This window comes from Streptomyces sp. RLA012, assembly GCF_056270325.1.
The window spans coordinates 4,817,457-4,840,235 of sequence record NZ_JBWDPA010000002.1 but is presented as its reverse complement, the minus strand read 5'-3'; the positions used below and the strand labels follow the sequence as shown (position 1 = coordinate 4,840,235).

The 22,779-nt window shown below is 69.1% G+C and carries 19 protein-coding genes and 1 pseudogene; 15 read left to right on the top strand and 5 right to left on the bottom strand.

Going from position 1 to position 22,779, the window contains the following annotated elements; translation table 11 throughout:
• Window positions 1-294 precede the first annotated feature (294 nt).
• From RV986_RS21960 to recQ, 15 genes are all read left to right on the top strand, one after another.
• Window positions 295-654, top strand: a complete 360-nt coding sequence (locus tag RV986_RS21960; protein WP_475919028.1) for an NADH-quinone oxidoreductase subunit A — start codon at window positions 295-297, stop codon at window positions 652-654.
• Between the two features lie 14 nt (window positions 655-668).
• Window positions 669-1,223 carry a NuoB/complex I 20 kDa subunit family protein gene (locus RV986_RS21955; protein WP_003998928.1) on the top strand — a complete coding sequence of 185 codons (555 nt, stop codon included), beginning with the start codon at window positions 669-671 and terminating at the stop codon, window positions 1,221-1,223.
• Window positions 1,220-1,981 carry an NADH-quinone oxidoreductase subunit C gene (locus RV986_RS21950; protein WP_475919027.1) on the top strand — a complete coding sequence of 254 codons (762 nt, stop codon included), beginning with the start codon at window positions 1,220-1,222 and terminating at the stop codon, window positions 1,979-1,981. The genes RV986_RS21955 and RV986_RS21950 overlap by 4 nt, the downstream gene beginning before the upstream one ends.
• Complete coding sequence (locus RV986_RS21945) at window positions 1,978-3,330, top strand: NADH-quinone oxidoreductase subunit D (protein ID WP_475919026.1); 1,353 nt, start codon at window positions 1,978-1,980, stop codon at window positions 3,328-3,330. Before RV986_RS21950 ends, RV986_RS21945 begins: the two co-directional genes overlap by 4 nt.
• A gap of 29 nt (window positions 3,331-3,359) precedes the next feature.
• Window positions 3,360-4,169 (top strand): NADH-quinone oxidoreductase subunit NuoE, encoded by an 810-nt coding sequence (gene nuoE / locus RV986_RS21940; protein ID WP_475924373.1) that lies wholly within the window; start codon window positions 3,360-3,362, stop codon window positions 4,167-4,169.
• Window positions 4,169-5,551 (top strand): NADH-quinone oxidoreductase subunit NuoF, encoded by a 1,383-nt coding sequence (nuoF, locus tag RV986_RS21935; protein WP_475919025.1) that lies wholly within the window; start codon window positions 4,169-4,171, stop codon window positions 5,549-5,551. The genes nuoE and nuoF overlap by 1 nt, the downstream gene beginning before the upstream one ends.
• Window positions 5,548-8,052, top strand: coding sequence for an NADH-quinone oxidoreductase subunit G (locus RV986_RS21930; RefSeq protein WP_475919024.1), 2,505 nt, complete (start codon window positions 5,548-5,550; stop codon window positions 8,050-8,052). Before nuoF ends, RV986_RS21930 begins: the two co-directional genes overlap by 4 nt.
• On the top strand, window positions 8,049-9,422 hold the full coding sequence (nuoH, locus tag RV986_RS21925) for an NADH-quinone oxidoreductase subunit NuoH (RefSeq protein ID WP_475919023.1): 1,374 nt from the start codon (window positions 8,049-8,051) through the stop codon (window positions 9,420-9,422). The genes RV986_RS21930 and nuoH overlap by 4 nt, the downstream gene beginning before the upstream one ends.
• Window positions 9,415-10,017, top strand: a complete 603-nt coding sequence (gene nuoI, locus RV986_RS21920) for an NADH-quinone oxidoreductase subunit NuoI (RefSeq protein WP_475919022.1) — start codon at window positions 9,415-9,417, stop codon at window positions 10,015-10,017. Before nuoH ends, nuoI begins: the two co-directional genes overlap by 8 nt.
• Window positions 10,014-10,832, top strand: coding sequence for an NADH-quinone oxidoreductase subunit J (locus tag RV986_RS21915; RefSeq protein ID WP_475919021.1), 819 nt, complete (start codon window positions 10,014-10,016; stop codon window positions 10,830-10,832). Before nuoI ends, RV986_RS21915 begins: the two co-directional genes overlap by 4 nt.
• A complete protein-coding gene (nuoK, locus tag RV986_RS21910; protein ID WP_121405432.1) occupies window positions 10,829-11,128 on the top strand; it encodes an NADH-quinone oxidoreductase subunit NuoK in 300 nt (99 codons plus the stop codon). Before RV986_RS21915 ends, nuoK begins: the two co-directional genes overlap by 4 nt.
• Window positions 11,129-11,142: 14 nt before the next feature.
• Window positions 11,143-13,056, top strand: coding sequence for an NADH-quinone oxidoreductase subunit L (gene nuoL / locus RV986_RS21905; RefSeq protein WP_475919020.1), 1,914 nt, complete (start codon window positions 11,143-11,145; stop codon window positions 13,054-13,056).
• A gap of 5 nt (window positions 13,057-13,061) precedes the next feature.
• On the top strand, window positions 13,062-14,633 hold the full coding sequence (locus RV986_RS21900) for an NADH-quinone oxidoreductase subunit M (protein WP_475919019.1): 1,572 nt from the start codon (window positions 13,062-13,064) through the stop codon (window positions 14,631-14,633).
• The gene (gene nuoN / locus RV986_RS21895) at window positions 14,630-16,279 is read left to right on the top strand and encodes an NADH-quinone oxidoreductase subunit NuoN (RefSeq protein ID WP_475919018.1); all 1,650 of its coding nucleotides are present in this window, start codon (window positions 14,630-14,632) and stop codon (window positions 16,277-16,279) included. The genes RV986_RS21900 and nuoN overlap by 4 nt, the downstream gene beginning before the upstream one ends.
• Window positions 16,280-16,508: 229 nt before the next feature.
• Window positions 16,509-18,503, top strand: coding sequence for a DNA helicase RecQ (gene recQ, locus RV986_RS21890; protein ID WP_475924372.1), 1,995 nt, complete (start codon window positions 16,509-16,511; stop codon window positions 18,501-18,503).
• Window positions 18,504-18,536: 33 nt separating this feature from the next.
• Here the strand turns inward: recQ and RV986_RS21885 are convergent.
• The 5 genes and pseudogenes from RV986_RS21885 to RV986_RS21865 all read right to left on the bottom strand — a co-directional run.
• A pseudogene (locus RV986_RS21885) lies at window positions 18,537-19,325 on the bottom strand (ABC transporter ATP-binding protein); the annotation flags it as partial.
• Window positions 19,309-20,166 carry an ABC transporter permease gene (locus RV986_RS21880; RefSeq protein WP_475919017.1) on the bottom strand — a complete coding sequence of 286 codons (858 nt, stop codon included), beginning with the start codon at window positions 20,164-20,166 and terminating at the stop codon, window positions 19,309-19,311. The pseudogene RV986_RS21885 and the gene RV986_RS21880, both read right to left, overlap by 17 nt.
• Window positions 20,163-21,512 carry an ABC transporter substrate-binding protein gene (locus RV986_RS21875; protein WP_475919016.1) on the bottom strand — a complete coding sequence of 450 codons (1,350 nt, stop codon included), beginning with the start codon at window positions 21,510-21,512 and terminating at the stop codon, window positions 20,163-20,165. Before RV986_RS21875 ends, RV986_RS21880 begins: the two co-directional genes overlap by 4 nt.
• 16 nt (window positions 21,513-21,528) lie before the next feature.
• Window positions 21,529-21,756 (bottom strand): 4Fe-4S dicluster domain-containing protein, encoded by a 228-nt coding sequence (locus RV986_RS21870; protein WP_010986276.1) that lies wholly within the window; start codon window positions 21,754-21,756, stop codon window positions 21,529-21,531.
• 158 nt (window positions 21,757-21,914) lie between these two features.
• Window positions 21,915-22,694 (bottom strand): GntR family transcriptional regulator, encoded by a 780-nt coding sequence (locus RV986_RS21865; RefSeq protein WP_475919015.1) that lies wholly within the window; start codon window positions 22,692-22,694, stop codon window positions 21,915-21,917.
• Window positions 22,695-22,779: the final 85 nt, after the last annotated feature.

The window sequence follows — 22,779 nt, the reverse complement described above, 5'->3', positions numbered from 1 at the left end:
TGACTGGCGGAAATGTCACGTCTGGTGATCGCGTGGACGCTTCTAGTGTGAAGATCACCGCTCATCCGGCTTCATGATCCTTCGTCAGGTGGTGGAGATCACAAAGCTAGTGCAATACCCCGTGTCGCAGATCACAGACCGGCGGGCATAAGATGCGAGGCAGTTGGGCTTGTGACCTGCTTCACATGTACGCGATCTTCGTCGGGACGCACGGGGTTCGTGGGGCGTATGGGGCGGGAGTGCTTGCCTGACGCAACCGCCAGCAGTCAGTGCCGACTGAGAGGAGCGAGGAGCGTGAACGCGTATGCGCCGATCCTCGTACTGGGAGCCCTCGGGGCAGGCTTTGCGATCTTCTCCGTGGTCATGGCCACGCTTATCGGTCCAAAGCGATACAACCAGGCCAAGCTCGAGGCCTACGAGTGCGGTATCGAGCCGACCCCCACGCCGGCCGGCGGCGGGCGCTTCCCCATCAAGTACTACCTGACGGCGATGCTCTTCATCGTCTTCGACATCGAGATCGTCTTCCTCTACCCCTGGGCTGTCACCTTCGACGCCCTGGGTGTTTTCGGGCTCGTGGAGATGCTGCTCTTCGTGCTCACCGTCTTCGTCGCGTACGCGTACGTATGGCGGCGCGGCGGCCTGGAATGGGACTGAGGGGCCTTTAAGACATGGGACTCGAAGAAAAGCTGCCGAGCGGATTCCTGCTGACCACCGTCGAGCAGGCCGCGGGCTGGGTGCGCAAGGCGTCCGTCTTCCCCGCCACATTCGGACTCGCCTGCTGCGCCATCGAGATGATGACGACCGGCGCGGGCCGCTACGACCTGGCGCGCTTCGGCATGGAGGTCTTCCGCGGGTCGCCGCGCCAGGCCGACCTCATGATCGTCGCCGGCCGCGTCAGCCAGAAGATGGCGCCGGTGCTGCGGCAGGTCTATGACCAGATGCCCAACCCCAAGTGGGTGATCTCCATGGGGGTCTGTGCCTCATCGGGCGGAATGTTCAACAACTACGCCATTGTGCAGGGCGTCGACCATATCGTCCCGGTCGACATCTATTTGCCCGGCTGTCCGCCGCGGCCCGAGATGCTGATGGACGCCATCCTCAAGCTCCACCAGAAGATCCAGACCTCGAAGCTCGGCGTGAACGCCGAGGAGGCGGCCCGCGAGGCGGAGGAAGCGGCGCTCAAGGCGCTTCCCACCATCGAGATGAAGGGTCTGCTGCGGTGAGTGACGCGAACGGCAACGGGGCGAACACGCCGAGCAACGGCGTCAACCCCGAGAAGGACCTCGGCGCCTCGAACCTTCCTGGCCAGCGCGGCGAGGGAGGCGAGGAGATCCGCGTCCAGCGCGGCATGTTCGGCGCCAACAACGGAGGCGACACCACCGGCTACGGCGGACTGGTCCGCTCCGTCCGGCTCCCCGGCCCGGCCGCCCGCCCCTATGGCGGCTGGTTCGACGAGGTCGCCGACGAGCTGGAAGGCGCCCTGGAGGAACAGGGACTCGTCCCCGACAACGCCATCGAGAAGACGATCGTCGACTGCGACGAGCTCACCTTCCACATCGAACGCGAGTACCTGGTACGCGTCGCCCAGACCCTCCGCGACGACCCGGCCCTCCGCTTCGAACTGTGCACGGGGGTGAGCGGAGTGCACTACCCCAGCGACAAGGGCCGCGAGCTGCACGCCGTCTACCACCTGCGCTCGATCACCCACAACCGGCTGATCCGCCTCGAAGTCAGCGCCCCCGACGCCGACCCGCACATCCCGTCGCTCGTCTCCGTCTATCCGACGAACGACTGGCACGAGCGCGAGACGTACGACTTCTTCGGCCTGATCTTCGACGGTCACCCGGCGCTGACGCGGATCATGATGCCGGACGACTGGCAGGGCTTCCCGCAGCGCAAGGACTATCCCCTCGGTGGCATTCCCATCGAGTACAAGGGCGCCCAGATCCCGGCTCCGGACCAGCGGAGGTCGTACTCATGAGCACGCAGACCCCTTCTTCCGGTTCTTCCGGCGCGTCCGCCGCGGCGGCGCGGGAGACGACCGAGGGCACCGTATATACGGTCACCGGTGGCGACTGGGACGAGATCGCCCAGTCCGCGGCGAGGTCCGACGACGAGCGCATCATCGTCAACATGGGCCCGCAGCACCCGTCCACCCACGGGGTGCTCCGGCTCATCCTGGAGATCGACGGCGAGACGGTCACCGAGGCCCGCTGCGGCATCGGCTACCTCCACACCGGCATCGAGAAGAACCTCGAATTCCGCACGTGGACGCAGGGCACCACGTTCGTGACGCGCATGGACTATCTGACGCCGTTCTTCAACGAGACGGCCTACTGCCTCGCCGTCGAGAAACTCCTCGGCATCACGGACCAGATCCCCGACCGCGCCACGATCATCCGTGTGCTCCTGATGGAGCTGAACCGGCTCTCCTCCCACCTGGTGTGCATCGCCACCGGCGGCATGGAACTCGGCGCCACCACGATCATGATCTACGGCTTCCGTGATCGTGAACTCATTCTCGACATCTACGAGCTGATCACCGGCCTGCGGATGAACCACGCGTACATCCGCCCCGGCGGACTCGCCCAGGACCTGCCCCCGGGGGCGGTGGACCAGATCCGCGAGTTCGTGAAGAAGATGACGAAGAACCTTCCCGAGTACGACAAGCTCGCCACCGGGAACCCCATCTTCAAGGCCCGTATGCAGGACGTCGGCTACCTCGACCTGGCCGGCTGCATGGCCCTCGGCGCCACCGGCCCGATCCTGCGCTCGGCGGGCCTGCCCCACGACCTGCGCAAGACCCAGCCGTACTGCGGCTACGAGACGTACGACTTCGAGATCCCCACCGCCGACACCTGCGACTCCTACGGGCGCTTCCTGATCCGCCTGGAGGAGATGCGTCAGTCGCTGCACATCGTCGAGCAGTGCCTGGACCGGCTGCAGCCCGGCCCGGTCATGGTCGCCGACAAGAAGATCGCCTGGCCCGCCCAGCTCGCGCTCGGCCCCGACGGTCTCGGCAACTCCCTCGACCACATCAAGAAGATCATGGGCACCTCCATGGAGGCCCTGATCCACCACTTCAAGCTGGTGACCGAGGGCTTCCGCGTCCCGCCGGGACAGACGTACGCGGCGGTCGAGTCGCCCAAGGGTGAGCTCGGGGTGCACGCCGTTTCCGACGGAGGCACCCGCCCCTACCGGGTCCACTTCCGGGACCCGTCCTTCACCAATCTGCAGGCCATGGCGGCGATGTGCGAGGGCGGCCAGGTCGCCGACGTCATCGTCGCCGTCGCGTCCATCGACCCCGTGATGGGAGGCGTCGACCGGTGACCACCACCCCCGAGGGCGTCAGCCTGGGCATGCCCCAACTGCCGGCGCCCGACTATCCGGACGACGTTCGAGCCCGGCTCGAAGCGGACGCGCGCGAGATCATCGCCCGCTACCCGGACTCCCGTTCGGCGCTCCTTCCGTTGCTGCATCTCGTGCAGTCGGAGGAGGGCCATGTCACGCGCACGGGGCAGCGGTTCTGCGCGGACGTACTGAACCTGACCACGGCCGAGGTCACCGCCGTCGCGACCTTCTACTCGATGTACCGGCGCAAGCCGAGCGGTGACTACCAGGTGGGTGTCTGCACCAACACCCTCTGCGCGGTCATGGGCGGCGACGCGATCTTCGAGGCCCTCCAGGACCACCTGGGCGTCGGCAACGGCGAGACCACCGACGACGGCAAGGTCACCCTGGAGCACATCGAGTGCAACGCGGCCTGCGACTTCGCGCCGGTCGTGATGGTCAACTGGGAGTTCTTCGACAACCAGACCGTGGCCTCCGCGAAGCGTCTGGTCGACGACCTGCGCGCGGGAACCGAGGTCGAACCCACCCGCGGTGCCCCCTTGTGCACGTTCAAGGACACCGCCCGGATCCTGGCGGGCTTCCCCGACGAGCGGGAGGGGGCCGTGGAGGCGGGTGGCAGCGCGGGCCCCGCCTCGCTGATCGGTCTCCGCCTGGCCAAGGGAGAGAGCGGCCCCGCGCGCGTGGTGCATCCGCGAGGCGTCGGAGTACCTCAGGGCCAGCCGCCGGCCGAGCATCTGAGCTCGCACGACGCGCCGCAGGACACATCGGCCTCCGATCCGTCACACCCGGCGGGTCCTGTTGCCGAGGAGGGGGAGTGATGACGTTGGCACCCGAGAACGGGGGCACCGCCCACGCGAGCGAATTCGAGCGTGGGGGAGAGACCGGCCCCGAGAAGTTGCTCGCACCCGTGCTGTCGGCCTTCTGGGACGAGGAGAAGTCCTGGACGCTGGACGTCTACCGAAGGCACGAGGGGTACGAGGGGCTGCGCAAGGCGCTGGCCATGTCGCCGGACGACCTGATCGCGTACGTCAAGGACTCCGGTCTGCGCGGCCGTGGCGGCGCGGGATTCCCCACCGGAATGAAGTGGCAGTTCATTCCCCAGGGTGATGGCAAACCTCACTATCTAGTTGTCAACGCCGACGAGTCGGAGCCGGGGACCTGCAAGGACATCCCGCTCCTCTTCGCGAACCCGCACAGCCTCATCGAGGGCATTGTGATCGCGTGTTATGCCATCCGGTCTTCGCATGCCTTCATCTATCTCCGTGGTGAAGTCGTCCCCGTATTGCGACGGTTGCACGAGGCCGTCCGAGAGGCCTACGCGGCGGGCTACCTGGGCGAGAACATCCTGGGCAGCGGGCTCGACCTCAAGCTCACCGTGCACGCGGGCGCGGGCGCGTACATCTGCGGTGAGGAGACCGCACTGCTCGACTCGCTCGAAGGCCGCCGTGGTCAACCGCGGCTTCGTCCCCCCTTCCCAGCCGTCGCGGGCCTCTATGCGTGCCCGACTGTGGTGAATAACGTCGAGTCGATCGCGTCAGTTCCCGCCATTCTGCAAAAAGGCAAGGAATGGTTCAGGTCGATGGGCAGCGAGAAGTCCCCGGGCTTCACGCTCTACTCGCTCAGCGGCCATGTCACCAGCCCCGGCCAGTACGAGGCCCCACTCGGCATCACACTCCGTCAACTCCTCCAGATGAGCGGCGGGATGCGCCCCGGCCACCGGTTGAAGTTCTGGACGCCGGGCGGCTCCTCGACCCCGATGTTCACCGACGAGCACCTCGACGTCCCTCTTGATTACGAAGGAGTGGGTGCCGCGGGTTCCATGCTCGGCACAAAAGCACTCCAGTGCTTCGACGAGACGACCTGCGTCGTCCGGGCGGTCACTCGGTGGACCGAGTTCTACGCCCACGAGTCCTGCGGCAAGTGCACACCGTGCCGCGAAGGAACGTACTGGCTCGTGCAGTTGCTGCGCGACATCGAGGCCGGCAAGGGCGTCATGTCCGACCTCGACAAGCTGAACGACATCGCCGACAACATCAACGGCAAGTCGTTCTGCGCCCTCGGCGACGGCGCCGCCTCGCCGATCTTCTCCTCGCTCAAGTACTTCCGCGAGGAGTACGAGCAGCACATCACGGGCCGCGGCTGCCCCTTTGACCCTGCCAAGTCCACGGCTTGGGCCGACCGCACGGAGGTGAACGCATGACCGTGACCACCAGCGCTCCCTCGGGCGGGGGAGAGGCGGCGGTCCCGCCGGAGGATCTCGTCTCGCTGACGATCGACGGCGTCGAGATCAGCGTGCCCAAGGGCACCCTGGTCATCCGCGCCGCCGAGCAGCTCGGCATCGAGATCCCCCGGTTCTGCGACCACCCGCTGCTCGACCCGGCAGGCGCCTGCCGCCAGTGCATCGTCGAGGTCGAGGGCCAGCGCAAGCCCATGGCGTCCTGCACGATCACGTGTACGGACGGGATGGTCGTCAAGACTCATCTCACCTCGCCCGTCGCCGAAAAGGCCCAGCACGGCGTGATGGAGCTGCTGCTCATCAACCACCCGCTGGACTGCCCCGTCTGCGACAAGGGCGGCGAGTGCCCGCTGCAGAACCAGGCGATGTCGCACGGCAACGTCGACTCCCGCTTCGAGGGGAAGAAGCGGACGTACGAGAAGCCGGTCCCGATCTCCACGCAGGTGCTGCTCGACCGCGAGCGGTGCGTGCTGTGCGCCCGCTGCACCCGCTTCTCCAACCAGATCGCGGGCGACCCGATGATCGAGCTGATCGAGCGGGGCGCGCTCCAGCAGGTCGGCACCGGCGAGGGCGACCCCTTCGAGTCGTACTTCTCCGGGAACACCATCCAGATCTGCCCGGTCGGCGCGCTGACCTCGGCGGCGTATCGCTTCCGCTCCCGCCCCTTCGACCTCGTCTCCTCGCACTCGGTGTGCGAGCACTGCGCGGGCGGCTGCGCGACCCGCACCGACCACCGGCGCGGCAAGGTCATGCGGCGCCTGGCCTCCCCCGACCCCGAGGTCAACGAGGAGTGGCTGTGCGACAAGGGGCGGTTCGGGTTCCGGTACGCGCAGCAGCGGGACCGGCTCGACACCCCTCTGGTACGCGGTGCGTCGGGTGAGCTGGAGCCCACGTCCTGGCCGGAGGCACTTTCGATCGCCGCCGAGGGACTGTCGGCGGCCCGCGGCCGCACCGGCGTTCTGACCGGTGGGCGCCTCACCGTCGAGGATGCCTACGCGTACAGCAAGTTCGCGCGCGTGGCCCTCGACACGAACGACATCGACTTCCGCGCGCGCGTGCACAGCGCCGAGGAGGCCGACTTCCTGGCGGCCCGGGTCGCCGGACGCGGACGGGACCTCGACGGCACGGGCCTCACCTACACCGCTCTGGAGAAGGCGCCCGCCGTCCTGCTGGTCGGATTCGAGTCCGAGGAGGAGGCGCCCGGCGTCTTCCTGCGGCTGCGCAAGGCCTGGCGCGGGCACGGGCAGAAGACCTTCTCGCTCGCCACGTACGCGACGCGCGGTCTGGAGAAGGCGGGCGGCACGCTGCTGCCCGCCGCGCCCGGCACCGAGACCGAGTGGCTGGACGCCCTCGCGAGCGGCGCCGGTCTGGAAGGCGACGGCGCCAAGGCCGCCGAGGCGCTGCGCACCGAGGGCGCGGTGATCGTCGTCGGCGAGCGGATCGCGGCCGTGGCGGGCGGGCTCACCGCCGCCGTACGGGCCGCGTCCGCGACCCGCGCCACGCTGGTGTGGATCCCACGCCGGGCCGGGGAACGCGGCGCCATCGAGGTGGGCGCACTGCCGTCGCTGCTGCCGGGCGGGCGTCCGGCCACCGACCCGCGCGCGCGGGAGGAGGTCGCCGCGGAGTGGGGCGTGTCCGAACTTCCGCACCGCTACGGCCGCGACACCGGCCAGATCGTCGAAGCCGCCCTCGGCGGGGAGCTGCGGGCCCTGGTGGTGGCGGGTGTGGAGGTCGCCGACCTTCCCGACCCGGCACGCGCGCGTGCGGCCCTCTCCGAAGTCGGCTTCCTGGTGTCGCTCGAACAGCGGCCCAGTGAGGTCACCGAGCACGCCGATGTCGTCCTCCCGGTGGCCGCGGTCGCGGAGAAGGCGGGCACCTTCCTCAACTGGGAAGGCCGGGTCCGTTTCTTCGAGGCCGCGCTCAAGCCCGACCAGATGACCCGCAGCCTGGCCCCCACCGACGCGCGTGTCCTCCAGATGCTGGCCGACGCCATGGACGTACATCTGGGTCTGCCCGATCTGCGCACCACGCGCGGGGAACTGGACCGGCTCGGGGCCTGGGACGGGCTGCGGGCCACCGGGCCGGTGGAGATCGCGGCATCGCTGCCGCGTCCCGCCGCCGGGGAGGCCGTGCTCGCGGGCCACCGGCTGCTGCTCGACCAGGGCCGCCTCCAGGAGGGCGACGACGCGCTGGCCGGCACCCGGCACGCCGCACGCGCGCGTGTGTCGGCCGCGACGGCCGCCGAGGCAGGCGTCAAGGAAGGCGATCTCCTCGCGGTCACCGGCAGCGCCGGGACCGTCGAACTCCCGCTGCAGATCACCGAGATGCCCGACCGCGTGGTCTGGCTCCCGCTGAACTCCACCGGGGCCGGTGTCGCCTCCGACACGGGGGCGCTGCCCGGCGCACTCGTCCGCATCGGCCCGGCGACGCTCGCCACCGAGGCCCCCAAGGAGGTGGAGGCATGAGGCTGTACCTCGCCACGGAAGACCTCTCCATGTTCGGCCGCGACCCCTGGTGGCTGGTCGTCGTCAAGGCGGTCTTCTGCTTCGCCTTCCTGATGGTGACCGTGCTCTTCTCCATCGTGTGGGAGCGCAAGGTCGTCGCCTGGATGCAGCTGCGCATCGGCCCCAACCGGCACGGCCCCTGGGGCATGCTCCAGTCGCTCGCCGACGGCATCAAACTGATGCTCAAGGAAGACCTCGTCGTCAAACGCGCGGACAAGGTGGTCTACATCCTCGCGCCGATCGTCGCGGCCATCCCGGCCTTCATGGCGATCGCGGTGATCCCCTTCGGGCCGGCCGGCAACGAGGTCTCGATCTTCGGTCACCGCACCACCATGCAGCTCACCGATCTGCCGATCGCGATGCTGTACGTCCTCGCGGTCGCCTCGGTGGGCATCTACGGGATCGTGCTCGCGGGGTGGAGTTCCGGATCCACCTACCCGCTGCTGGGCGGTCTGCGGTCCTGCGCCCAGATGATCTCCTACGAGATCGCCATGGGAGCCGCGTTCGCCTCGGTGTTCCTGTACTCCGGGTCGATGTCGACCTCGACGATCGTCGAACAGCAGCACGACCGCTGGTACATCATCCTGCTGCCGGTCTCCTTCGTGATCTACATCATCACCATGGTCGGCGAGACCAACCGCGCCCCCTTCGACATGCCGGAGTCCGAGGGCGACCTCGTCGGCGGCTTCAACACCGAGTACTCGTCGATCAAGTTCGCGCTGTTCATGCTCGCCGAATACGTGAACATGGTGACGGTCTCGGCCGTGTCGACCACCCTCTTCCTGGGCGGCTGGCGGGCCCCGTGGCCCATCAGCACCTTCTGGGAGGGCGCCAACCACGGCTGGTGGCCGATGCTCTGGTTCGTGGTGAAGGTGCAGCTGCTGCTGTTCTTCTTCATCTGGCTGCGCGGCACGCTGCCACGCGTCCGCTACGACCAGCTGATGAAGCTCGGCTGGAAGGTCCTCATCCCGGTCTCCGTGGTCTGGCTGATGCTCGTCGCGACCGTACGGACCCTGCAGAACGAGAACTACGACTTCGCCGACATCGCCCTGTACGTCGGTGGAGGTGTCCTCGTCCTGCTGCTCCTGTCGTTCGCCGTGGACATCTTCCGCGACAAGCAGGGGGCTCCGCAGACGCCCGCCGAGCCCGCCGCCTTCGACCCGATGGCCGGTGGATTCCCGGTGCCTCCGCTGCCGGGACAGGAGCTGCCGCCCGTGCCACGGCGCCGCCCGCGCCGGGAGCGGGAGCTGATTGTCAGTGGTGGGTCCGATACTGCGAGTGACGGATCAAATGGCGGATCTCGTGACGGAAAGGAGGGGTCCGATGGCTGAGGAGCCGAAGGAGACCAAACCCGGTTTCCAGAACCCCGTCGCCGGCTTCGGCGTGACCTTCAAGGCCATGTTCAAGAAGCGCCTGACGGAGCAGTACCCGGAGCAGCAGAAGACCACCGCCCCGCGGTTCCACGGCCGGCACCAGCTCAACCGCCACCCGGACGGCCTGGAGAAGTGCATCGGCTGTGAGCTGTGTGCCTGGGCCTGCCCCGCGGACGCCATCTATGTGGAGGGCGCGGACAACACCGACGAGGAGCGCTACTCGCCGGGCGAGCGGTACGGCCGCGTCTACCAGATCAACTACGCCCGCTGCATTCTGTGCGGTCTGTGCATCGAAGCGTGCCCCACGCGCGCGCTCACGATGACGAACGAGTTCGAGCTCGCCGACTCCAGCCGCGCCAACCTCATCTACACCAAGGAGCAGCTGCTCGCCGGTCTCGACGAGGGCATGGTCGACACACCGCACTCGATCTTCCCCGGGACGGACGAGCAGGACTACTACCGGGGCCTGGTCACGGAGGCCGCGCCCGGCACCGAGCGCCAGGTCGCCGTCTCCAAGGGCGAGAAGCCCCATGAAGAGGGGGCCGAGGCATGAGCACGCAGTTCGCCGCCTACTCCACCTCCACGGGAGAGGCCTTCCAGTTCTGGGTCCTCGGCACCGTCGCCGTGATCGGCGCCCTGTGCACCGTCTTCATGAAGAAGGCCGTGCACAGCGCGCTCTGCCTCGCCGCAACCATGATCATCCTGGCGGTGTTCTACCTCGCCAACGGCGCGTACTTCCTGGGCGTCGTGCAGATCGTCGTCTACACCGGCGCGATCATGATGCTGTTCCTCTTCGTGGTCATGCTCGTCGGTGTCACCGCGGCGGACTCCCTGAAGGAGACCATCAAGGGCCAGCGCTGGCTGGCCCTGGTGTGCGGGCTCGGCTTCGGTGTCCTGCTGATCGCGGGCATCGGCAACGCCTCCCTCAAGGACTTCAACGGCCTCGGCAAGGCGAATGCCAACGGGAATGTGGAGGGCCTCGCGACCCTCATCTTCACGAAGTACGTGTTCGCCTTCGAAATCACCGGTGCCCTGCTCATCACGGCCGCCGTCGGCGCCATGGTGCTCACGCACCGCGAGCGCACCGAGCGCGCCAAGACCCAGCGCGAGCTGTCCGAGCAGCGCATCCGGGAGGGCAAGCACGTACCGCCGCTGCCGGCTCCCGGTGTCTATGCCCGGCACAACGCGGTGGACATCCCGGGTCTCCTCCCGGACGGCACCCCGTCCGAGCTGACCGTCAGCAAGACGCTGCGGGACCGCGGCCAGATCCGTGATGTGTCCACCGAGGCACTGAGCGATCTGAAGGCCCTGGAGCAGCGCGCCGAAGAACGCCTGGAGCGCACGAAGACGGAGGAGGCGTCCAAGTGAACCCGGTCAACTACCTCTATCTCGCCGCCCTGTTGTTCACGATCGGCGCCACCGGTGTGCTGATCAGGCGCAACGCGATCGTGGTGTTCATGTGCATCGAGCTCATGCTCAATGCCTGCAACCTCGCGTTCGTCGCCTTCTCCCGCCTGCACGGCAATCTCGACGGCCAGATCATCGCCTTCTTCACGATGGTCGTGGCCGCCGCGGAGGTCGTGGTCGGGCTCGCGATCATCGTGTCGCTCTTCCGTTCCCGCCACTCGGCCTCGGTCGACGACGCCAGCCTGATGAAGCTGTAAGGGGTCGCTGAATCGTGGAGAACCTGATTGCGCTGCTGGTAGCGGCGCCTCTGCTCGGAGCGGCCGTACTGCTGTGCGGCGGCCGGCGGCTCGATGCCGTCGGCCACTGGATCGGCACGGCGCTCGCGGCCGCCTCCTTCGTGATCGGCGTGATCCTCTTCGTCGACATGCTGGGCAGGAGCGCGGACCACCGGGCCATGAGCCAGTACCTGTTCAGCTGGGTCCCCGTCGCGGGCTTCCAGGCGGACGTCTCCTTCCAGCTCGACCAGCTGTCGATGACGTTCGTCCTGCTGATCACCGGAGTCGGCTCACTGATCCACCTGTACTCGGTCGGGTACATGGAGCACGACGAGCGCCGCCGCCGCTTCTTCGGCTATCTGAACCTGTTCCTTGCGGCGATGCTGCTGCTCGTCCTCGCCGACAACTACCTGCTGCTGTACGTCGGCTGGGAGGGCGTCGGCCTCGCCTCGTACCTGCTGATCGGCTTCTGGCAGCACAAGCCCAGCGCCGCCACCGCCGCGAAGAAGGCCTTCCTGGTCAACCGCGTCGGCGACATGGGCCTGTCGATCGCCATCATGCTGATGTTCACCACCTTCGGGACCTTCGCCTTCGGGCCGCTGCTCGGCACCGAGGAGCACCCGGGACTCGTCGGCGGCGCCACCGAGGGCAAGCTCACCGCCATCGCCCTGATGCTGCTGCTCGCCGCCTGTGGCAAGTCCGCCCAGGTGCCGCTGCAGTCCTGGCTCGGGGACGCGATGGAGGGCCCGACCCCGGTCTCGGCCCTCATCCACGCCGCGACCATGGTGACCGCGGGTGTGTACCTGATCGTCCGCTCCGCCGCGATCTTCAACGCCGCGCCCGACGCACAGCTCGTCGTCACCGTGGTCGGTGCCGTCACGCTCCTGTTCGGTGCGATCGTCGGTTGCGCGAAGGACGACATCAAGAAGGCGCTCGCCGGTTCGACGATGTCGCAGATCGGCTACATGGTGCTGGCCGCGGGCCTCGGCCCCATCGGCTATGTCTTCGCGATCATGCACCTGGTGACGCACGGCTTCTTCAAGGCCGGGCTCTTCCTCGGCGCCGGATCGGTCATGCACGGCATGAACGACGAGGTCGACATGCGCAAGTACGGCGGCCTCAGGAAGTACATGCCGGTCACCTTCGTCACCTTCGGCCTCGGCTACCTCGCCATCATCGGCTTCCCGGGCCTGTCCGGCTTCTTCTCCAAGGACAAGATCATCGAGGCGGCCTTCGCCAAGGGCGGCACCGAGGGCTGGATCCTCGGCGGCGCGGCCCTGCTGGGCGCGGCCATCACGGCGTACTACATGACCCGCGTGATGCTCATGACCTTCTTCGGAGAGAAGCGCTGGCAGCCGGACGCCGAAGGCCACGAGCCGCACCCGCACGAGTCGCCCAGGTCCATGACGATCCCCATGATCGTGCTGGCCTTCGGATCGGTCTTCGCGGGTGGTTTCTTCAGCATCGGCGACCGCTTCCTGCACTGGCTGGAGCCGGTCACCGGGCACTCGGAGGGCGACTCGCCCGTCAGCGCCCTCACGGTCACGCTGGCCACCATGGTGCTGCTCGTCGTCGGCGCCGGAATCGCGTACGCCCAGTACGGGCGCAGCCCCGTGCCGGCCGTCGCCCCACGCGGCTCCCTGCTCACCCGGGCGGCCCGCCGCGACCTGCTCCAGGACGACTTCAACCACGTCGTGCTGGTGCGCGGCGGGGAGCACCTCACCCGCTCCCTGGTGTACGTCGACCACACCCTGGTCGACGGGGTCGTCAACGGCACCGCGGCCTCCATGGGCGGCCTCTCCGGGCGGCTGCGCAAACTGCAGAACGGCTATGCGCGCAGTTACGCGGTCTCGATGTTCGGCGGTGCGGCGATCCTCGTCGCCGCGACCCTGCTGATGAGGGCGGTCTGATACCGATGTCCTTTCCTCTGCTGACAGCGACGGCGGCGCTCCCGGCGATCGGGGCGATCGCCACGGCCGCCGTGCCGGCCGCGCAACGCGTCGCCGCCAAGTGGCTGGCGCTGCTCGTCTCGCTCGCCACGCTCGTCCTGGCCGCGATCGTGCTCGTACGCTTCGACCCCGGCGGCGACCGCTACCAGCTCACCGAGTCCCACGCCTGGATCAAGGACTTCGGGGTGCGGTACGAGCTGGGCGTGGACGGCATCGGGGTGGCGCTCGTCGCGCTGACCGCGCTGCTGATCCCGTTCGTGATCCTGGCGGGCTGGCACGACGCCGACCCGCAGGAGACAGGAAGCAAGCGCTGGCGGCCGACCCAGGGCTTCTTCGCCCTGATCCTGGCCGTCGAGGCGATGGTGATCATCTCCTTCGAGGCCACCGACGTCTTCCTCTTCTACATCTTCTTCGAAGCCATGCTGATCCCGATGTACTTCCTCATCGGCGGCTTCGGGGACCGTGCCCACGAGCACGGCGACGAGGCCGCGGCGACCCAACGCTCGTACGCCGCGGTGAAGTTCCTCCTCTACAACCTGGTCGGCGGCCTGATCATGCTGGCCGCCGTCATCGGCCTCTACGTGGTGGCCGGGAACTTCTCGCTCCAGGAGATCGTGCAGGCGCGCGCCAGCGGCTCGCTGCACATGGCGACCAACACGGAGCGGTGGCTGTTCCTCGGCTTCTTCTTCGCGTTCGCGGTGAAGGCGCCGCTGTGGCCGCTGCACACCTGGCTGCCCAACGCCATGGGGGAGGCCACGGCCCCGGTCGCCGTACTGATCACGGCGGTCGTCGACAAGGTCGGCACCTTCGCGATGCTCCGCTTCTGCCTCCAGCTCTTCCCGGAGGCGAGCAAGTGGGCGACGCCGGTCATCCTCGTCCTCGCCCTCATCAGCATCATCTACGGGGCGCTGCTGGCGGTCGGCCAGCGGGACATCAAGCGGCTGGTGGCGTACGCGTCGATCTCGCACTTCGGGTTCATCATCCTGGGCATCTTCGCGCTGACCAGCCAGGGCCAGTCGGGCGCGACGCTCTACATGGTCAACCACGGGATCTCGACCGCCGCCCTGATGCTGGTGGCGGGGTTCCTGATCTCGCGGCGCGGCTCGCGTCTGATCGCCGACTACGGAGGGGTGCAGAAGGTCGCTCCGGTGCTGGCCGGCACCTTCCTGATCGGTGGCCTCGCGACCCTCTCGCTCCCCGGGCTCGCGCCCTTCGTGAGTGAGTTCCTGGTCCTGGTCGGCGCGTTCGAGCGCTACCCGGCCGTGGGTGTCGTCGCCACCTTCGGCATCGTCCTCGCCGCGCTCTACACACTCGTCCTCTACCAGCGGACGATGACGGGCCCGGTGAAGGCGGAGGTCGCCGAGATGCCCGACCTCAGGGTGCGTGAGCTCCTGGTGGTCACCCCGCTGATCGCCCTGTTGATCTTCCTGGGCGTCTATCCGAAGCCGGTCACCGACATCGTCAACCCGGCGGTTCAGCAGACCATGTCCGACGTCCATAAGACGGACCCCCAGCCCGAGGTGGAGGCGGCCAAGTGAGCGCAGCAGCCGTCCACAGCCTGTGGACAACCGCGGCCGAACCGATCTCCAAGATCGACGCGCCGAAGATCGAATACGGGCAATTGTCGCCCACCCTGATCGTCATCGGGGCGGCGCTCGTCGGGGTACTGATCGAGGCCTTCGTGCCGCGCAAGTCCCGCTACTACGCACAGGTGTTCGTGTCCGTCGTCGCGCTCGCCGCCGCCTTCGCCGCGGTGATCGCGCTGGCGGCGGGCGGATACGGCACCACGAAGGCGCACATCGCGGCCATGGGCGCGATCGCCGTCGACGGGCCCGCCCTGTTCCTGCAGGGCACGATCCTGCTGGCGGGCATCCTCGGCGTCTTCACCTTCGCCGAGCGGCGGCTCGACCCGGAGGCGCACGGCAACCGCGTCGACTCGTTCGCCGCGCAGGCCGCGTCCGTGCCCGGCAGTGACAGCGAGAAGGCCGCGGTGAAGGCCGGGTTCACCACCACCGAGGTGTTCCCGCTGCTGCTCTTCGCGGTCGGCGGCATGCTGGTCTTCCCCTCGGCCAATGACCTGCTGACCCTGTTCGTCGCCCTGGAAGTCTTCTCGCTCCCGCTGTACCTCCTGTGCGCCGTGGCCCGCCGCAAGCGGCTCATGTCGCAGGAGGCCGCGGTCAAGTACTTCCTGCTCGGCGCCTTCGCCTCCGCGTTCACCCTCTTCGGCATCGCCCTGCTCTACGGCTACGCGGGCTCGGTGTCGTACGCGACGATCGCGCAGGTCGTCGACGGCACCATCCCGAGCGTCGACCCGGCGCTCGTCGGCACCATGGGCAACGACGTGCTGCTGCTCATCGGCTCCGCGATGGTCGTCATGGGCCTGCTCTTCAAGGTCGGCGCGGTGCCGTTCCACATGTGGACCCCGGACGTCTACCAGGGCGCGCCCACACCGGTCACCGGCTTCATGGCCGCGGCGACGAAGGTGGCAGCCTTCGGGGCGCTGCTGCGGCTGCTGTACGTCGTCCTGCCGGGCCTGCGCTGGGACTGGCGGCCGGTCATGTGGGCCGTCGCGATCGTCACCATGCTGGGCGGTGCGATCGTCGCGATCACCCAGACCGACATCAAGCGGCTGCTGGCCTACTCGTCCATCGCGCACGCGGGATTCATCCTCGCGGGCGTCATCGCGACCTCGCCGGACGGAGTCTCGTCGGTCCTCTTCTACCTGGCCGCGTACTCGTTCGTGACGATCGGAGCCTTCGCGGTCGTCACTCTGGTCCGAGACGCGGGCGGCGAGGCGACGCACCTGTCCAAGTGGGCGGGCCTCGGACGCCGCTCACCGTTGGTGGCGGCGGTCTTCGCGGTCTTCCTGCTGGCCTTCGCGGGCATCCCGCTGACCTCCGGCTTCGCCGGGAAGTTCGCCGTCTTCAAGGCGGCGGCGGAGGGCGGCGCGGGCGCGCTGGTCGTGGTCGGTGTGATCTCGTCGGCGATCGCGGCGTTCTTCTACATCCGGGTGATCGTGCTCATGTTCTTCAGCGAGCCACGACCGGAGGGACCGACGGTCGCCGTGCCCTCGCCGCTGACCATGACGGCGATCGGGTTCGGTGTGGCGGTCACGCTGGTGCTGGGTGTGGCGCCGCAGTACTTCCTGAACCTGGCCAGCCAGGCGGGGGTCTTCGTCCGCTGAACCACGCATGGGCCGGGCCCCGCTCCCTCCTCTTGAGGAAGCGGGGCCCGAGCCATGTCCGGTCGGCCGCGTGCCCCGTGTGTCCCGAGTGCGTCGGGGGGCTGTGCGGGCCGGGCGCCGGTGCGTAGGGAAGTCGGCCGGTCGCAGCCTGTGGATAACTCCGAGACTGTCGGCGCGGACCCCTATCGTGGACGCAGTGGTCGAGGCGCGACGTACGGGGGACAGGACGATGGGCGGGACGGGTGTGATGACCGAAGCGGACGCGACGGAGAAGCTGGGGGAGAGCGAGGCACTGGCCACGCTGCACCGGGTCTTCGGGTACGACGCCTTCCGCGGCGAGCAGGAAGCGATCATCGAGCACGTGGTGGCGGGCGGTGACGCCGTCGTCCTGATGCCGACCGGTGGCGGCAAATCGCTCTGCTACCAGATTCCGGCCCTGGTCAGACCAGGTACAGGAGTGGTGGTCTCCCCCCTCATCGCGCTGATGCAGGACCAGGTGGACGCGCTGCGTGCGCTCGGCGTGCGCGCCGGGTTCATGAACTCCACGCAGGACTTCGACGAGCGGCGTGTGGTCGAGGCCGAGTTCCTGGCCGGGGAGCTCGATGTCCTCTACCTCGCTCCGGAGCGGCTGCGCCTGGACCCCACGCTGGATCTGCTGTCACGCGGGAAGATCTCCGTCTTCGCGATCGACGAGGCGCACTGCGTGGCCCAGTGGGGCCACGACTTCCGCCCCGACTATCTGGCGCTCTCGCTGCTCGGCGAGCGCTGGCCGGACGTTCCGCGTCTCGCGCTGACGGCCACGGCCACGCGCGCGACGCACAAGGAGATCACCCAGCGCCTGGCCATGCCCGCCGCCCGCCACTTCGAGGCGAGCTTCGACCGGCCCAACATCCAGTACCGGATCGTCCCCAAGGCCGACCCCAAGAAGCAGCTGCTGTCCTTCCTGCGCGAGGAGCACGCGGGCGACGCGGGCATCGTCTACTGCCTCTCGCGCAACTCGGTCGAGAAGACAGCCGAGTTCCTCTCCCGCAACGGTGTCGAGGCGGTGCCGTACCACGCGGGTCTGGACTCGGGGACCCGTGCCACCCACCAGTCGCGCTTTCTGCGCGAAGAGGGCCTGGTCGTCGTCGCGACCATCGCCTTCGGCATGGGCATCGACAAGCCGGACGTACGGTTCGTCGCCCACCTCGACCTGCCCAAGTCGGTCGAGGGCTACTACCAGGAGACGGGGCGCGCGGGCCGCGACGGCCTGCCGTCCACGGCCTGGATGGCATACGGGCTCCAGGACGTCGTCCAGCAGCGCAAGATGATCCAGGGCTCGGAGGGCGACGAGGCGTTCCGCCGCCGGGCCGCCGCCCATCTGGACTCGATGCTGGCCCTGTGCGAGACGGTCCAGTGCCGGCGCTCCCAGCTCCTTGCCTACTTCGGCCAGGACCCGCACACCCCGGCCTGCGGCAACTGTGACACGTGCCTCGCGCCGCCCGAGACCTGGGACGGCACGGTCGTGGCGCAGAAGCTGCTGTCCACGGTGGTGCGATTGCAGCGCGAGCGCGGACAGAAGTTCGGCGCGGGCCAGATCGTCGACATCCTGCTGGGGCGGCGCACCGCCAAGGTGATCCAGTTCGACCACGACCAGCTGTCCGTGTTCGGCATCGGCGAGGAACTGGCCGAGGCCGAGTGGAGAGGCGTCGTACGGCAGTTGCTGGCGCAGGGACTGATCGCGGTGGAGGGCGAGTACGGGACGCTGGTCCTGACCGAGGAGAGCGGTACGGTGCTGCGGCGCGAGCGCGAGGTACCGCTGCGCAAGGAGGCGCCGAAGCCCGCTGTCTCCCGCTCGTCCTCCTCTTCCTCGCGGGGCGATCGCAAGGCCAAGTCCGCCGCGGCCGAGCTGCCCCAGGAGCTCGTGCCCGCCTTCGAGGCGCTGCGTTCCTGGCGCGCCGAGCAGGCCAAGGAGCACGGCGTCCCGGCGTACGTCATCTTCCACGACGCCACGCTCCGGGAGATCGCCACGGTGTGGCCCACCTCGGTGGAAGGCCTCGGCGGCATCAGCGGGGTGGGCGAGAAGAAGCTGGCGACGTACGGGGAGGGCGTGATCGGGGTGCTCGCCTCGCTGGCCGGCGCCCCCGGAGCGGCGGCGCCGGCCGCTGCGGCACCGGCTGCTGCGGGGCCGGATCCGGACTGGCCCGAGATGGACGCGGAACCGGAGCCCGAGGACTGGATATAGGACCTGGCCCTGCTCCTGCTCCTGCTCCTGCATGAGGACCTCGCGGCGCAGGGACAGCCGCGCCGGATCGTCGAGTGCGGATCGCTCGCGAGGCGGCGGGACTTCGCGTACGGCGAGAAGTCGGCCGGGGCTGCCGGGGTCGTCGCCGTCGGCCGGGTGCCCGGAGCCGAGGAGTGCGACCCGGTCGCCCAGGAACAGCGCCTCGTCCACGTCGTGGGTGACGAAGACGACGGTCGCTCCGGTGCCGTGCAGTACCTCGACGAGGAGGTCCTGCATGCCGGCGCGGGTCTGGGCGTCGAGGGCGCCGAAGGGTTCGTCCATGAGGACGGCGCGAGGCGCCCCGGCGAGGGCGCGGGCGAGTTGGACGCGTTGGCGCTGGCCGCCGGAGACGCGGTGTGGCAACTGCCGTTCACGGTCGGCGAGTCCGACGCGGGTGAGCCAGGCCGAGGCCTGCGCACGCCGCTCGGTTCGGGACGAGCCCTTGATGGTCAGCGGGAGTTCGACGTTGGCACGCAGGGTGCGCCAGGGGAGGAGGGCGTCCTCCTGGAAGACGAGCGCGCGGTCGGCACCGGGGCCCACCAGGGGGTGGCCGTCCTGGGCGACCGTTCCCGCGAGCGCGGGCAGCAGCCCGGCGAGGGTGCGCAGGAGGGTCGACTTGCCGCAGCCGGAGGGACCGACGACGGTGAGGATCTCGCCGGGAGCGATGTCCAGGTCGACGCCTTCGAGGGCGGGGGCGCCGGGGCGGCCGAGCGAGGCGTGTACGAGGGACAGCCGGGTGCCGCGCGCGGTGACGGGAGTCCCGGTCTCAGACGAGGTGCGCATCGCGCACCCCCTCCTCACGGACAGGTTCCGGGACGGGCGAGACCGTGGCGGGGGTCCTGCGCACGCGCGCCCCGGCGACGTACTCGGTGCGCGGCAGCCACCGGGTGAGCCATCGCCCCACCCTCTCGACGGCCGTGGAGGTGACCCAGCCCAGCACACCGATCGTGACCATGCCGACGAAGACACCGGGATAGTCGACGACGGTGTAGTCCTGCCAGGTGCGGTAGCCGACGCCGTACTGCCCGGAGATCATCTCGGCGGAGATCACACAGATCCACGAGACGCCGATGCCGACCGAGAGACCGCTGAAGATCCCGGGGAGGGCGCCGGGCAGGACGACCGAGCCGAGGATCCGCCATCGGCCGCCGCCCATGGTGCGCACCGCCTCCTCCCACACGGGGGTCAGGGCCCGTACCGCGTGCCGGGTGGAGACCAGGACCGGGAAGAAGGCGGCGGCGCAGGTGATGAAGACGATGCCCTGTTCGTTGCTGGGGAAGAGGAGGATCGCCACCGGGACGAGCGCGATCGCGGGGATCGGCCTGACCACCTCCACCAGGGGGCCGAGCAGGTCCTCGGCGAGGCGCGAGCGGGCCACCAGCACGCCCGTGGCCACCCCGAGGACGGCCGCCAGCAGGAAACCGGTGAGGATCCGGGTGAGGCTGTCGGTGAGGTCCGTCCAGTAGTCGTGGCCGCCGAGGCGGTCTCCGAAGGCACGGGCCACGTCCGCGACGGTGGGGAACTGCGAGAAGCGCAGCCAGAGGTCGACGTTCAGGCTGGTCAGCAGCTGCCAGGCGGTCAGGGCCGCGGCGAGCGACGCGGCCCTGACGAGATACCGGGTCATGACGCCCGCTCCAGCGCGGAGGCGTACGAGATCGTGCGCGCGCCCTGGTGGTCGGCGAGGTACGCCTGGGCGGTCGCCGCCGTCACGAACGGACGCAGGTCGCTGCCGTCGGCCACCCATACCGCCCGGTCGGCGAACCACAGGGTGCCGGTCGTGGCGTCGGGGACGTACGCGGCGCGGACGGAGTCGCGATGGGCGGACACGCAGTGGAGGAGGGAGGAGGGGGAGGAGAAGGTACGGGTCGAGGCGGCGCCCTTGGGCCACACCTCGCTCGCGGCCGGTGGAGGTGGCGCGGCGAGCTGATCGGCGTATGCGGTCGGGCCGAGGGCGCGCTTGACGTACTGGTCGTCGACGAAGGCGTCCACGTCCACGTCGCCGACGAGCTTCGCCAACTTCAAAACGGAGACGTCCTTCTTCAGCGCGAAGATCAACTGGGGCTTGAGGGCCGGGTCGAAGGTGGCGATGCCGTGAGCGCCGTTGTAGAGGTAGACGACCTCGGCGGGCAGATCGGTCGCCTTCGCGACCTTCTGGGCGGTGGCCACAGGGCGGTCGCGCAGGTAGGTCGTCGCCTCGGACTGCGCCCGGAGGAAGGCCTCCAGCACGGCCGGGCGTTTCTTCGCGAAGTCCTCGCGGGCGGTGACGCCGTGGAAGGTCGGCAGATCGAGTGCGGCGCCGTCGTACAGGGCCTTCGCCTTGCCCTGGAAGGCGAGCAGGCCGGGCCAGGCGACGAACTGCGAGAGTGCGTCGGTGCTGCCCGCGGCGAGGGCCGAAGCGCCCACCGCGGGTTGCTGGTTGAGCTTCTGGATGTCCTTGTCCGGGTCGATTCCGGCGCGCTGCAGGGCTCGTACGAGGGTGCCGTCGGCCGCCGAACCGATACTGGTCGACACCTTCTTGCCGCGTAGGTCGTCGAGGGTGGCGAGCTTCGAGTCCGGCGCCGTGACGATGGTGTTGAGGCCGCCTCGGAGGTTGTAGCCGGTGACGGAGACGAGGCGGGTGGGGCGGCCGAGCTGTTTGCCGCGGGCCGCGTTGATCCGCAGCGGGAAGTCGCCCATCGAGCCGATGTCGATCTTCCCGGCGGTCATCTGGGCGGTGATGGGGGCGCCGGTCGCGTAGTCCTGCCAGTTCACCTCGTACGTCGTGCCGTCCCCGAGGGCCTTGAGCTCCCTCTCGAAGTAGCCGAGCGAACGGAGGAGGGTGCCGGCCGTGACGGTGTTGATGGTCTTGGACTGGTAGCCGACCGTGATGGTGACCGTGGAGCCGGCGCCGGTCGTGGTGCCGCTGCCGCAGGCGGTGAGGGGGAGCGCGAGGGCGGCCGTGGCGAGGGCGGCGAGTGCCTTGAGTTTCATGGGGAGTTCGGTCCTCTCACCGGAGGAGGTAGGGCATGTTGACGGTGACGGCCCCGGTGGGGCAGCGGGCCGCGCAGGGGCCGCAGTACCAGCACTCGTCGACGTGCATGTACGCCTTGCCGTTGCTCTCGTCGATGGCGAGTGAGTCCAGCGGGCACATGTCCACGCAGAGCGTGCAGCCGTCGATGCACTTCGACTCGTCGATGGTCACGGGCACGTCGGCCCGCTGGGGCGCCAAGGGCATGGCTGTCTCCAGAAAAGTCGTGCGTGGGATGAACCGGAAGGGCCCTTCGAAACGATGAAGGGGTGAAGGGGCGCGGTGGTGGAGCGGTTGGGCGGCGGAGCGGCGAGGGTTCGGCGCAGTGGGGAAGGGAGGTGACGGTGAAGTGGTGAAGAGAGGCGTCAGAGTGTGCGGCGGAGCAGGCCGCTCATCGTGATGCGGTCGCCGCGGAAGCGGATGAACTCCAGGTCCACGGGGCGCCCGTCGGCGAGGTGGGTGAGCCGTTCCAGCATGAGGACGGCCGCGCCGCGGGGCGCCTGCAGGACGGCTGCCGAGTGCGCGTCGGCGTTGACCGCCTCCAGGGTGATGTCGGCATGCCCGAGCGGCTGGCCGGCGATGGCTTCCAGGAGGCGGAAGACATCGGTGTTCTCCAGGTCGGCTCCGAGCAGGGCGGTGCCGAGGTCGAGTGGGATGTAGGTGAGGTCGAGGGAGAGGGGGAGGCCGTCCAGGCGGCGGAGGCGTTCGATGTAGAGGACGTCGGCGCCGGGGGCGATACGGAGTCGGTCGGCCACGGGGGTGGGCGCGACCACGGGGCCGACCGTGCGGACCTCGTTGGTGACCTGGCCGTGTTCGCGCAGGGTCTCCGCGAGTCCCATCAGCCGGTCGAGTCCGTGTGGGTACTTCTGGGCGACGACGACGGTGCCGACGCCGGGGAGGCGTTCCACCAAGCCCTCGGCGCGGAGCAGGTCGAGGGCCTGGCGGACGGTGTTGCGCGAGGCGCGGTAGTCGGTGCCGAGGGCGGCTTCGTGCGGCAGGGTGCCGTCCGGGAAACCGCCGGTCAGCACCTGGCGGCGGAGCAGGTCGGCGAGTTGCCTCGCCCGGTCCGCGCGCAGCCGGCGCCGGTGGGCCGCGACGGTGGTCGCGCCGGGGCCGGCGTGCTCTCGGATGCGTTCGGTGGGCATGCGACGGACCCTACCGACGGGGTGAGGGTGGTGGTGTTGCTGGAGTGTTGCGCCACCTGCCGATGGTGAGGGGTGGGGGCTGGCC

Bases quoted from the DNA above. Each gene is read 5' to 3' on its own strand.
- RV986_RS21955 (WP_003998928.1), top strand. From the start codon at position 669: ATGGGACTCGAAGAAAAGCTGCCGAGCGGATTCCTGCTGACCACCGTC.
- RV986_RS21945 (WP_475919026.1), top strand. From the start codon at position 1,978: ATGAGCACGCAGACCCCTTCTTCCGGTTCTTCCGGCGCGTCCGCCGCG.
- nuoE (WP_475924373.1), top strand. From the start codon at position 3,360: ATGCCCCAACTGCCGGCGCCCGACTATCCGGACGACGTTCGAGCCCGG.
- nuoF (WP_475919025.1), top strand. From the start codon at position 4,169: ATGACGTTGGCACCCGAGAACGGGGGCACCGCCCACGCGAGCGAATTC.
- RV986_RS21930 (WP_475919024.1), top strand. From the start codon at position 5,548: ATGACCGTGACCACCAGCGCTCCCTCGGGCGGGGGAGAGGCGGCGGTC.
- nuoH (WP_475919023.1), top strand. From the start codon at position 8,049: ATGAGGCTGTACCTCGCCACGGAAGACCTCTCCATGTTCGGCCGCGAC.
- nuoI (WP_475919022.1), top strand. From the start codon at position 9,415: ATGGCTGAGGAGCCGAAGGAGACCAAACCCGGTTTCCAGAACCCCGTC.
- RV986_RS21915 (WP_475919021.1), top strand. From the start codon at position 10,014: ATGAGCACGCAGTTCGCCGCCTACTCCACCTCCACGGGAGAGGCCTTC.
- RV986_RS21900 (WP_475919019.1), top strand. From the start codon at position 13,062: ATGTCCTTTCCTCTGCTGACAGCGACGGCGGCGCTCCCGGCGATCGGG.
- recQ (WP_475924372.1), top strand. From the start codon at position 16,509: ATGGGCGGGACGGGTGTGATGACCGAAGCGGACGCGACGGAGAAGCTG.
- RV986_RS21880 (WP_475919017.1), bottom strand. From the start codon at position 20,166: ATGACCCGGTATCTCGTCAGGGCCGCGTCGCTCGCCGCGGCCCTGACC.
- RV986_RS21875 (WP_475919016.1), bottom strand. From the start codon at position 21,512: ATGAAACTCAAGGCACTCGCCGCCCTCGCCACGGCCGCCCTCGCGCTC.
- RV986_RS21870 (WP_010986276.1), bottom strand. From the start codon at position 21,756: ATGCCCTTGGCGCCCCAGCGGGCCGACGTGCCCGTGACCATCGACGAG.
- RV986_RS21865 (WP_475919015.1), bottom strand. From the start codon at position 22,694: ATGCCCACCGAACGCATCCGAGAGCACGCCGGCCCCGGCGCGACCACC.